The following is a 13,473-nucleotide window of genomic DNA, read 5'->3' on the forward strand; positions in this document are numbered from 1 at the left end:
ATAACTTTTAGCAAAATGGGTTCAAGAAGAGATTTCGTAAAGCGTACAGCAGCTGTTGGAGCGGGTTTATCTATATTTCCAAATTTATCATTTGGATCAGTATTAGGAGACGCTAGTCAAAAATTAAAGATGGCCTTTATAGGAGTAGGTTACAGAGGTTGTAGTCATTTAAATAATGCATTACTAAGAAAAGACACAGAAATTACTGCAATCTGTGATACAGATCCTGCCAGAATAAAGGTTGCCTTAAAGATGATTGCAGATGCAGGTTTAAAAAAACCGAAAGTATTTGATAAATCAGAACTAGACTATAAAAACTTATTAGCATCAAAAGATGTAGATGCAGTAATTATTGCTACACCTTGGCTTTGGCACACAAGAATGGCAGTAGATGCCATGAGAGCAGGAAAATATACTGGTTTAGAGGTTTCTGCAGCAAATACTTTAGAAGAATGTTGGGATTTGGTAAATACACATGAAGAAACAGGTACGCACCTAATGATTCTTGAGAATGTAAATTATCGAAGAGACGTTCTTGCCGTATTAAATATGGTCAAACAAAACGTATTTGGTGAGTTAGTTCACTTTAGATGCGGATACCAACATGATTTGCGTGGTGTGAAGTTTAATGGTACATCTGGAGCAGAGTTTGGTGAGAAAGGAACTTCTGAAGCAAAATGGCGAACACAACATTCTTTGTTAAGAAATGCAGATGTATATCCAACACACGGTGTAGGACCAATAGCTGCTATGTGCGATATCAATAGAGGAAATCGTTTTATGTCTTTAACATCACATGCATCTAAAGGAATTGGCCTGCATAATTATGTTGTTGATAAGGGAGGAAAAGACCACCCAAATGCAAAATTAAAGTTTAAACAGGGAGATGTTATTACAACTACCGTAGAAACTACCAATGGAGAAACTATAATTATAACGCATGACTGTAATTTACCAAGACCTTATTCTTTAGGCTTTAGAGTGCAAGGAGCTAATGGCTTGTGGGAAGTAGATGGCAGTAGAATGTATATAGAAGGTACTTCTAAGCCTCACCAATGGGACAAGGCAGATGAATGGTTAGAGAAGTATGATCATCCATTATGGAAAAAATACGGAAAACTAGCAACAGGAGCAGGTCATGGAGGTATGGATTTCTTTGTAATGAATTCTTTTGTAGAGTCTGCTAAAGAAAATATTGCACCACCAATGGATGCTTATGATGCTGCTGCTTGGAGTGCTATTACACCACTTTCGGAAGCTTCTATAGAAAATAACGGAGAACCTCAAGATTTTCCAGATTTTACAAGAGGCATGTGGTTGAAAAGAAAACCTTACAATTGGATTAAGGATACTTATTAATCAATCGCTTTGATTTTAAATTAAATGAATAACACTATTTCCGTTGAACGTATGATTTTTTATGCTATGAGAGCTATTTTATAAGGCTTCAATATGTTCAACATTTTTTTTAATATTAACTAATAATTCATCTTTAAACTTATGAAAAAACAACTACTTGTCTTATTCCTTTCAATGTTATTAACATCCGTTATAGCACAAGAAAAAGAATTTACCGTTAAAGGTGTAGTTATAGACGGTGCTTACGACCAGCCAATACCAGGAGCAAGTATCATTGAGAAAGGAACCAAAAACGGTGTAGTTTCTGATTTTGATGGAAATTTTAAATTGTCCGTTAAAAATAAAAATGCAACAATTATTATTTCTTACATGGGGTATGTGACTGTTGAGGTTGCAGTAAATAATCGTTCTCAAATAAATGTAAGTTTAGAAGGAGCTTTTACTAGTTTAGATGAAATTATAGTGGTTGGCTACGGTACGCAAAAAAAGGTAAACCTTACGGGCTCTGTTGCTTCTGTAGATGGGGACATGTTAGAAAGTAGGTCAATAACAAGTGTTTCTGCAGGACTTTCGGGTTTATTACCGGGTGTATCTGTAAATCAATCTTCAGGTATGCCGGGAGCTGATGGAGGTACAATTAGAATTCGTGGTACGGGCACTTTAAACCAAGCTTCTCCTATGGTTTTAATAGATGGTGCTGAGGGGTCTTTGAGTGATGTGCAAGCAAACGACATTGCGAGTATTTCTGTACTGAAAGACGCTGCATCAGCAGCTATTTATGGTTCGAAAGCTGCAAATGGTGTGATTTTAATTACAACTAAATCGGGTAAAACAGGAGAGCCTGTAATTAGTTTTATGAGTGATATAGGATGGCAATCTCCAACGAGATTACCTGATTATTTAGGATCTTATGATTATGGCTCTCTATACAACGAGGCTTTAGTAAATAGCGGAAAACCACCTAAGTTTAGTGATAACGATTTAGAACTATTTAGAAACGGCACTGATCCGTTTGGTCATCCAAATACAGATTGGCAAAACCTCTTATATAATGGGTCAGGATTTGTTAATACAAATAATTTAGGTATATCTGGAGGCTCTGAATTTACTAAATATCGTACTTCTATTAATCATCAAAAACAAAATGGTATAATTAAACATACAGGAAAAGATGAATACAATGTAAGGCTTAATCTGACTGTTACTCCAAAAAAATGGCTTACCACAAATATGAATTTATCATATACACAAATGGATCGCGAATCACCAAACAATGCGTATGTAGGTGGTGGAGTTGATCAAATAATAAGACAAACAAATAGAATAGCACCTTGGATACCTTATAAAAATGAAGATGGAACCTATGGAACGATCTCAGATGGTAATCCGATTGCATGGCTTGATATGGGTCCGCAAATCAATTATCAGCGTAAAACATTTGTGGGGATAGGCTCAGTTCAAGTCGATTTATTTGAAGGTTTCAACGTGAAAGCTTTAGTGTCTCATAGAAATGTGGAATCTGACAATTCAGAAATGAATAAAGAGATTCAGTACAATCCATCAAAATACCACGGTCCTACAAAGTTAACAGAAGACCTAAGTACAAGTACCCGAAATACATTTGATTTGACAGCAAACTACAATAAGACGTTCTATGAAAGACACAATTTAGGTGTTTTAGCTGGGTATCATACTGAATCGTACGATTATAAGAGAACAACAGCGTATCGTGAAAATTTCCCAAATACAGAACTACCTAATTTAAATGCTGGATCTACCAACGGTATGAAAAACACTGGATATACCCGTGAGTTAAATATGGTGTCATGGTTTGGTCGTGTCAACTATGATTATATGGGACGATATTTGTTTGAAGCAAATGTAAGAGCCGATGCTTCTTCGCGTTTTGCTAAAGATAATAGAGTGGGAGTATTTCCTTCTTTTTCTGCAGGTTGGCGTATATCTGAAGAATCTTTTTTTGAAAGTTTTAAAAATACGATGAATGATTTGAAAGTTAGGGTTTCATGGGGACAATTAGGTAATCAGGATGCATTAGATGATTACTACCCTACCATTCCAACATTGGGACTTGGAATAGATTATCCTTTTAATAGTGAAATCAATTCTGGAGCAGCCGTGACAAATGCAAAAAATGCGAGATTAATTTGGGAGAAAACAACGAGTTATGGCTTAGGTATAGATACTCGATTATTTAGAAAAATAGATGTCACTATTGATTTATATAAAAAACTGACTGAAGGTATAATTATGAAGGTGCCTGCTCCCAATGAATTTGCTTTAAATAATTTTTTTGATAACGTTGGGCAATTAGAAAATAAAGGGATTGAAGTAAGTCTTAATTATTCAGATAGATTTGGAGAATTTGATTTCGGATTTGGTGGAAATATAGCCTTTAATAAAAATGAGTTAGTACAATTAGCCGATACAGATCAAGTAATTAATGGGCGTAAAATACGACAATTAGGTGAATCCTTAGATTCTTGGTATGGTTACAAAACAGACGGTTTGTACCAAAGTCAAGATGATATAGACTCTTATGCAACTAATACTATTTATGGTAATCAAATTCAACCAGGAGATTTACGTTATGTGGATGTTACTGGAGATGGAAAGGTTGATGCCGATGATCGTGTATTACTGGGGAATTCTATGCCTGATTTAATTTTTGGATTTAACCTTAGCTTAAGTTATAAAAACTTTGATTTCTTAGCGCTTTTCCAAGGAGCTTTAGGGGGTTATGGTTACATGGATTTTGATGCCGTGGGAGCAGTAAATGGTGATGGTCAAAAACCGTCAGCAATTTGGTTGGATCGTTGGACTCCAGAAAATCCCAATACTAGTGTGCCTCGTCTCATTGCAGGAATCAATGGACCTAGCATGCCACAAAACTCAACAACAAGCTACTGGTTGAGAAGTACAGATTACCTAAGAATGAAAAATCTTCAAATTGGGTATAATATTCCGTCAGAAATATTGGAGAATTGGAAGATTTCACGTCTTAGAGTTTATTATAGTTCTCAAAACTTATTTACACTAACGTCTTATCTTAAAGGATGGGATCCAGAAGCTCCATCGGGACGTGGTAGTAGTTACCCAGTTGTTGCGACAAACTCAATTGGAGTTAATTTAACTTTTTAATTTATAATATAAGATGAAAAAAATAATATATTTATTAGCTATAGTTGTTATATTCAATGCTTGTAGCGAATCTTTTTTAGACACAGTACCTAATGATGCTCTTTCTCCTTCTACTTTTTGGAAAAGCAAAAAAGATTTAGATTTGGCTTTAACAGGTTGTTATAACGGTTTTGAAAATGGGGGTTCAATCATGTATCGTGATTGTGGCTCTGATAATGCATACAATAACTTCCCTTGGGAAGGATGGACAAATATAGGGAATGGTAAGATGTCGCCAGCAGACCCAGGTGCTAGTTACTATGGTTTTGGTACTATTAACAGATGTAATGAATTTCTGGCAAATGCAGACAATGCAACAGCAGTGCCTGAAGGTGATAGAGAAATTTATAAGGCTCAGGCGCGTTTTATTCGTGCTTATAGTTATTATACTTTGACAACAAACTATGGAGATGTACCTTTAATTGTAGAAAACTTTGCTACTCCAGAAGAAGCTAAAGTACCAAGGGACTCGCAAGAGGTATTACGCACATTTATTGAAGATGAATTAAAGTCTGTGGTTGGCACTCTACCTGAATCTTATTCTGCTGCAGAATATGGCAAAGCTACAAAAGGAGCTGCTCAAGCGTTACTTATGCGTTATTATCTTTATTTTAATGACTATAAAAATGCATTAATAACGGCAAACAGTATTAGTGGTTATTCTTTGAATCCTACATTTGAAGGACTCTTTGATCCGGCTAACGAGCAGAATAGTGAAATAATTTTATCGGTACAACACACTCCAGATCTTTATGCAATAGGTTTTACTCCCTTTTTACCGAATGGAATTGGTGGTTGGTCTTCAGTAGTACCAACGCAGTCACTGGTTGACGCTTTCGGAATGTTAGACGGAAAAACGATTCAAGAAGCGGAAAGTGATGGGGAATACGATCCAACAAATCCATATGTAAACAGAGATCCTAGGTTAAGAGCTTCTGTTGTTTATTCTGGTCAAGAGTTTGGAAGTAAAGTTTATCGTTCAGTTGAAGAAGAAAGTAATGATTATTTTAACAAAGCTGATAATGCGTCTAAAACTGGATATAATTTTAAAAAATATACGACGTTTATGGAGTTAGACCCAGGTGCACCATATTGGAATATGGGCAATGATATCTTTATATTTAGATATGCAGAAGTACTTCTAACAATTGCAGAAGCAAAGTTAGAATTGGGACAAATAGACAACGAACTTTATAAGGCTTTAGATGATGTACGTTTGAGAGCTGGTATTCCTCCGGTAGACAGGATGAAATACGCTAATGAATCAGACCTAAGGAAGCTGATAAGAAATGAACGTAGAGTTGAATTTGCAATGGAAGGTCTTCGTAGAGACGATATTATACGTTGGGATATTGCTTCAGACGTTCTTAATGGTGATTTAATGGGGACAAAAAGAGGAACAGTATTAGGAACAATACAACCAAACGGAGATTATAATGTTTCTTTAACTCTACCATCAAACCTAATTGAGAACAGATCTTTTCAAGCTCCTAAAAACAATCTTTTACCAATCCCACAAGGAGCAATTGACAAGAACCCAAACTTGGCGCCTAACAATATTGGATATTAAGTAATTAAGGTTTAAATAAAAACAGATATTTAAAGAGATAAGTTTTATTTATTTGATTAGTATATCCCGTCAATTATTTTATTACTGACGGGATTTATCAATTATAAAATAAAGCTGTTCATTACAATTTAAGAGAATAATTGGGTTATTTTTAAATAACAAACTTTTAAAATAAAGACGTACACGAAGTGATTAGAGTAAATGAGAACCCAGCTTCTTCTGGAGCTGCGCAAGTAGAATTTGCTAAGATTTGTTCTGATATTGCACAAACCGATTTAACCGATTTCTTTATAGATTGGGGTTTTCTAAAAGTGGTAAATGCAGATTTAGATGACTATGGCCAAGGAAATATTAATGTAACACAGACAATGGTAGATGACGCAATTGCTTCTATACAATCTAAAGGCTATCCGAAACCAGCAATGAAGTTACAGTTTTTACATGAACAAAGCTTAAGTACGTTTAAAAGTAAAGCAACGCTTAGTGTAGGTAGTGCATCTGTATCTGGCAATACAATAACAATTTCAGGAACAAACAACGCTGCCGTTTATCAGCAAGAAAAAGAAGGTGTTGTTGTGCATATTTCAGCTAGAAATAATTTTACTGTAAGCTCTTTTGAGGCTTCGGACAAAATATTTGCAGTTGGTTATGATGGGGAACGTCAAGAAATTACAGTACAGTAATTGTCGATTCTAAAAATAATTTTTAGCAAAAAAAAACAAATGATATTTAATAAAATAAAAAACACATTTTCAGGTATTTCGATAATCACGCTATCTGTGTTTATGATGGGGACTGTATCTTCATGTAAAAGTGATAAAAAACCGAATCAAATTGCTGCGACGAAAATTAAACATCTTTCTTTCGAGATACCAGCAAAAGGAAATAGCTGGGTTACAAATAATGTAGCGTCAAACAATAGCATTATTAGAGAAAATGGAATTAGAAATTGGAAAGATTCTGAAACACGAATTAAAACCTATTTTAAAACAGAAAAGACCGGAAAGATTAACTTAGTTTTAAAATTAAACACAATAGAAGAATCATCAAAAATTAGAATTTCTTTAGGTAACGATACGAAAGAGGTTACCATAAAAAAATCTGATAAAAGTGAGGTTTCTTTGGGAGAATTTAACATTTCTAAAGCAGGTTATCAAACCATAGAAATTCAAGGATTACAAAAAGATGGCGCTGTATATGCAGATATCGATGCTTTTATTATTGAAGGATCTGCTACCGCGGGAAATGTTTACTTTATTAAAGAAGATTTCTATTTTGGTAGACGTGGACCATCGGTACATTTATCTTATGAGTTACCAAAAGAAAAAAAAATAACCTATTTTTATAATGAAGTAAATGTTCCAGAAGGTGAAGATGTTATTGGTTCTTACTACATGGCAAACGGATTTAAAGATGGTTATTTTGGTATTCAGGTAAATTCAGAAACAGAACGTCGCATTCTTTTTTCAGTTTGGAGTCCTTTTGACACACAAGACCCGAATGAGATTCCAGATGATCATAAAATTATTTTGTTAGGAAAAGGAAACGGCGTAACATCTGGTAAGTTTGGTAACGAAGGTTCTGGTGGACAAAGTTATAAAGTGTATAACTGGAAGGCAAATACTACGTATAAATTTTTATTAAAAGGCGTTCCTGCAAAAAATAATTCAACAGATTATACGGCTTATTTTTACGCACCAGAACAAGACAAGTGGAACTTAATAGCTAGTTTTAGAAGACCACAAGCGAGTAGGTATTTACAAAACCTGTATTCTTTCTTAGAGAATTTTGACACAAAAACTGGGTATATTTCGCGCAAAGCAAATTATAAAAATCAATGGGTATACACCAGAGATAATGAATGGATAGAATTAACAAAGGCGAAGTTTACGGCAGATGCCACTGCTAGAAAAGAATCTCGATGGGATTATGCAGGTGGGGTTGAAGGCAATGATTTTTTTCTTGAAAATTGTGGTTTTTTTAGTGATACTACGCCAATTGATTCTGATTTTACAAGAAAAGCAAACGGAGTTGCACCAAGTATAGATTTTGCTAAGTTGAAAACTTTAAACTGATAAAATTTTTTGATTTGAGTTGAGTTAGTTTGTCAGAAACCCCAAAAAATTTATTTTTTGGGGTTTCCTTATTTTTAAACTGTTTTTAGAAAGTGAAAATTTAATTTCTGCAATTTAAATTTTTCTTAAAAACAGTGTTTTCAAATAATTTACATAGCATAGAGCTATTTTAATGCTTTACATTCTATTTTAAAAGAGTTCCTGTTTCTGCTAATTTTTACAAGGTTACTCTAAGTTTTCTACTATTTAACCTTGTTTTTTATTCTTTAATTGTGCGTGTGTACTTTATGTTTTTTTGTCTTTAATTATCTGAACTTTATTTACATAAGTTAAAAATTTCTTAATTCTTTTTTTGTTAAGTTAAAAAATTACGATATCATTGCATTATGTACGACATAATACTAATGTGAATTGTCAACTTAATTTTAATAATTTTAAACTGTTTTAGTATGAAAAAAAAAGATTCCAATATCATTTATATGATATTTATTTTGCTTTTTACCTTACCAACATTAAGTTATGGCCAGGAAAAAACAATTACAGGAACGGTGGTTTCCTTAAGAGATAACATCCCTTTTCCTAGTGCCACTGTATTTATTAAGGCAACAAAAACAGGTACAGCAACAGATTTTGATGGTAAGTATACCATTAAAGCTAGTGTAGGAGATGTGCTAGTATTTAGTTATGTGGGGTATAAAACAACCGAAGTTAGGGTTGCAAATCAAGCAGTAATTAATGTCGCTTTAGAAGAATCTAGTGCCATGTTAGACGAGATTGTAATTACGGGTTATGGTAAACAATCGAGATCTAAATTAACAACATCTGTATCTAAATTAGATACAAAGATTTTAGAAAATTCAACAAGATCTAATGCAGCAACAGCGTTACAAGGTACTATTGCTGGTTTAAGAGTAACAAATACTACGGGGCAACCAGGTGCTACACCACAAATTGTTTTACGTGGTGGTACTAATTTTAATGGTACAGGTTCTCCTTTAATATTAATTGATGGTATTCCTGGTTCTTTTTATGCTTTAAATTCAGATGATATCGAATCTATAGAAGTATTAAAAGATGCAGCTGCAACGGCTATTTATGGTGCAAGATCTGCAGATGGTGTTATTTTAGTAACCACTAAAACAGGTAAAGTAGGGAAGTCTTCTATTAATTATAAGTACAAATATAGTATGAATAATGAAAGAGATGATCAAAAATATATTGGTGCCGCAGACCACATAAACTATAACAGACAATCAATTGCATGGTACAGAGAAGTTGCTGGTAACAGTGGTGCTTTTGGTGCTTTTTTAAATGGAAGTAATAGTGCAGGTATAGGTAATAATACAACGACCGATCCTTTTACAACACAACTTTTAACACCTGCAAATCAATATTTATTAAATCAACCAGGTTGGGCATCTATACCAGATGTTTTAGATCCATCACAACAAATTTTGTTTTTTAACAATCAAGAAGTGGGAGATCGTATTTATCAAACAAGTGAATCAAAAGATCATTATTTGTCTTTTGATGGAGGTAATGAAAAAGGGACTTATTATTTAGGTTTGGGTGTTTTAGATAATGATGGTTTGGTTTTAGGTTCTGGTTTTGAAAGATATTCAGGGAAATTTAGCGGTTCTTATGAAGTTGCAAATAATGTAAAAGTAAACTCAAATATTTTATACTCTCATTCTAGTTTAAATAGAAGTCCTTTAGGGGGGGATGACACCGTATTTAGAAGATTTCAAGGGCAAGCATCAACCTCTAGAACTTTTAATTCGAATGCAGATGGTACGCTAACAAAAGATTATGCACCAGGGCAAAATCAAAGTTTTGGTAACCCATTATATTACCAAGATAAATTTGTTAGAAAAAACTTAGAACAGCGTTTGTCTGCTTCTGTTGGTATCAATTGGGAAATTATAGACAATTTAGATTTATCTGTAACTGGAAGTCATTTTACAATTAATAATCATAATGAAAGTTTTAATAGAGCCTATAGAGTAGGTACTACTAACGGCCCATTACGTACAGGGCGTGAAGCATCAGTTAGCTTACAAAGAACGTTAAGAAACCAGTTAACAAGTACTTTAAATTATACCAAAAGAGTTGGAAAACATAATTTTAACGCATTAATTGGTGCAGAATATTATAAAGACAACTATTTTAGTACATCGGCGGGTACAAGAAACTCTCCAACAGATTTAATTGAAACATTAAACGCAGGAGCAGAAGCGAATGGTATTCCTACTAGTTTTGAATCTGAATATGTTATTATCTCTAATTTTGGTAGATTATTATACGATTATGATGATCGGTATTTATTCGGATTTACCTATCGGAATGATGGCTCATCTCGATTAGGGAATAATAAATTTGGCTTTTTTCCAGGGGTTTCATTTGGTTGGAATGCACATAAAGAAAGCTTTTTTGAAGATTCTTCAATTAGTAATGTAGTTACTAAATTAAAACCAAGATTAAGTTATGGTGTAAATGGTAATTTAGAGGTTTTAAGTAATTATGGCGTTTATGGTTCTTACGGAAGTCAGGGTGTTTATAACGGACAAACCGGTTATGCAAATTCATCATTACCAACCTTAGATTTATTTTGGGAAAAATCAACAACGTTAAATGCTGGTTTAGATGTATCATTTTTAAATGATAGAATCTCAATTATTACAGACATCTACTCAAGAGACATTAAAGATAAATTGGCAAACCTTACGTTGCCTTACTACACAGGTTTTAGTGGTATCTTAACAAATAACGGAACCATTAGAAATAGAGGTTTTGAGTTACAAATTAATGGTGATGTTGTTAGAAATAATGATTTAACTTGGAATGTAGGTGCTACGTTTACTACCAATAAAAATTACGTTGTAAAACTTCCTAAAAATGACAACGATTTAAACAGACAAGGAGGAACCTTAATTTGGAATGCTGATACTCAATCTGAAGAATGGGTTGGTGGTTACCAAGAAGGACAAAGATCTGGTGGAGATTTAGTAGTTGCTTTTGAACAAGCAGGTATTTACGCTACACAAGCAGAAGCAGATGCAGATAATGCCATAACAGATGAATACATGCCAGGTGCAAGTAGAAATAAACGTTGGGCAGGAGATGTAAAATGGGTAGATCAAAATAAGGACGGTGTCATTAATGGTCTAGATAGAAAAGTTATTGGTCGTACTACTCCAGATTTTGTTGGTGGTATTACAACAAATTTAAATTATAAAAACTTTAACCTATTTGTTAAAACAGATTTTGCGACAGGTCATTTAGTTTGGAATCATGTTAAAAATAAAGGGTACGGACAAACACAAGGTAATTTAGCACAACCAATTGAAGTGTTAAACTCTTGGTCGCCTACCAATACAGATACAGATTTACCACGTTTTGTTTTTGTGAACGGAGCTAAAAATATTTGGAGAGGTAGTGAAGGTCGTGGGAGTTTACAAAATTATGCAAATAATAAATTCTGGGAAAAAGGAAACTACTTGGTATTGCGCGAAATAACGTTGAGTTATAACGTACCAACGGCATATTTTAAAGATGCTATTAAAAGATTAAGCGTATATGCAACAGGTACAAACTTGCATTACTTTAAAAGCATGAGTGGAGATACGCCAGAAGTAGGTGGTGTACAATACGGACAATTTCCTGTTCCGAAAACAATTACAATAGGATTTAACCTAACATTTTAAATTTTAAAAAAATGAAGAAGTATTTATATATATTTATTGCTGCATTAACTTTAAGTGCCTGCGAAAGTGAGCTTGATTTAACAAGCCCTAGCCAGTTAACAACAGCCGGTTTCTGGGATACAGAAGAAGGAGCAAAAACAGCACATACAGGTATGTTTGCAAACCTAAGATCATCTGCAGGAACGCTGTGGTTATTAGGCGAAATGAGAAGTGATATTTGGGGAGGACGTACCTATGAGTCGCCTGCTAACGAGTCTTTAATAGAATCTAATATTACAGTTGCTACGGCGCCTTTTGGGGGTTGGGCAGGATTGTACACTAGAATTCATAGAGTAAATGATTTTCTAATTAATGTACCCAATATTCCTTTTAATAATGCATCAGAAAAAAAGCATTTATTAGGGCAAGCATATGGTTTAAGAGCTTTATACTATTATACATTACTAAAAACTTGGGGAGATGTACCAATCATTTTAGAACCTTTTACAGATGTAGATCCTGCTAATTTAAGTAGAATAAGAGCTCCAAAAAATGATGTTATGGCTTTAGTTAAATCAGATTTAGAAGCATCTTTAACCTCGTTTGGTTCAGATGGAAGTTACTGGGAAAGTAGTAAAGTATTTTGGTCTAAGGCTGCAACTTTAACACTTAAAGGTGAAGTATTCATCTGGTCTGGAAATTTACTTGGTGGTGGTGCTGCAGATTTTACAGTAGCTAAAACAGCGTTACAAAAAGTAGCAAGTTTAGGAGTAAGTTTAGAATCTAGTATTTCTAATTTATGGGGGGTTCCGAATGAAGGTAACAGTGAATTTATTTTTGCAATACAATATCAGCAAGATGAAGCAAGTAATTTTTATAATGGCTTAACTGGTAGAAGTACAGAAATCAATCCGCAGTTTAATGATGCAGGTGATGCTATGAGCGATTTTATTATTGCAGGTGCAAACAGATACGGTCAATCTGAAAAGACAATATTATTGTTAGATGATAGCGATGATGCTCGTGGAGCTGCAACATTTATTAAATTATATACAGATGATAATGGAGGAGCTGGTTACCCAACATACAGCGAGCCAACATATTTTGGTTCTATCTTTAAAAAGTTTTTAGGACAAGTAAATGGTTCTGAGCGTATTTTTGAAAACGATGTGCCATTATACAGATACGCAGATGTTGTTTTACTTTTAGCAGAAGCTAAAAACTTATTAGGAGAAGATCCTACAGCAGAAATTAATCAAATTCGTGCAAGAGCTTATGGAGCAAATTATGTAGTTGCAAACCATGCGTATGTAAATGGTTCGCAAGCAGATAATACAGATGCTATTTTAAATGAGCGTTACAAAGAGTTTATCGGAGAAGGTAAAAGATGGTGGGATTTAAGAAGAGCAGGAGATAGCTTTGTTATTAACAATACACCTTTCTTATCACCAGGAGATGAGTATAAATTAGTTTTACCTATTACTACAGGTATGATTGGAAGAAACCCATTATTAGATCAAACAAATGGTTATGCAGATTAATCATTACACAATTTCATTTGTTAATTTGAATTAGTTGAAGAGAGAGT

Annotated in this window: 7 protein-coding genes; all 7 read left to right on the forward strand. The window is 33.9% G+C overall.

Annotation, left to right across the window (positions count from 1 at the left end):
* The first annotated feature begins 15 nt into the window (after positions 1-15).
* A complete protein-coding gene (locus ES045_RS07025) occupies positions 16-1,359 on the forward strand; it encodes a Gfo/Idh/MocA family oxidoreductase (RefSeq protein WP_147114562.1) in 1,344 nt (447 codons plus the stop codon).
* A gap of 141 nt (positions 1,360-1,500) precedes the next feature.
* The gene (locus ES045_RS07030) at positions 1,501-4,518 is read left to right on the forward strand and encodes a SusC/RagA family TonB-linked outer membrane protein (protein WP_147114565.1); all 3,018 of its coding nucleotides are present in this window, start codon (positions 1,501-1,503) and stop codon (positions 4,516-4,518) included.
* A 13-nt stretch (positions 4,519-4,531) separates the two neighbouring features.
* Entirely contained in the window at positions 4,532-6,127 is a 1,596-nt protein-coding gene (locus ES045_RS07035) for a RagB/SusD family nutrient uptake outer membrane protein (RefSeq protein ID WP_147114568.1), read from the forward strand.
* Positions 6,128-6,315: 188 nt separating this feature from the next.
* A complete protein-coding gene (locus ES045_RS07040) occupies positions 6,316-6,810 on the forward strand; it encodes a hypothetical protein (protein WP_147114572.1) in 495 nt (164 codons plus the stop codon).
* 39 nt (positions 6,811-6,849) lie between these two features.
* Positions 6,850-8,202, forward strand: a complete 1,353-nt coding sequence (locus ES045_RS07045) for a DUF3472 domain-containing protein (protein ID WP_223267199.1) — start codon at positions 6,850-6,852, stop codon at positions 8,200-8,202.
* Between the two features lie 449 nt (positions 8,203-8,651).
* The gene (locus ES045_RS07050) at positions 8,652-11,906 is read left to right on the forward strand and encodes a SusC/RagA family TonB-linked outer membrane protein (RefSeq protein ID WP_147114575.1); all 3,255 of its coding nucleotides are present in this window, start codon (positions 8,652-8,654) and stop codon (positions 11,904-11,906) included.
* 11 nt (positions 11,907-11,917) lie between these two features.
* Positions 11,918-13,426, forward strand: coding sequence for a RagB/SusD family nutrient uptake outer membrane protein (locus tag ES045_RS07055; RefSeq protein ID WP_147114578.1), 1,509 nt, complete (start codon positions 11,918-11,920; stop codon positions 13,424-13,426).
* Positions 13,427-13,473 lie beyond the last annotated feature (47 nt).

It is taken from the genome of Polaribacter sp. IC073, assembly GCF_007997075.1.
In the GTDB taxonomy this organism is placed as follows: domain Bacteria; phylum Bacteroidota; class Bacteroidia; order Flavobacteriales; family Flavobacteriaceae; genus Polaribacter.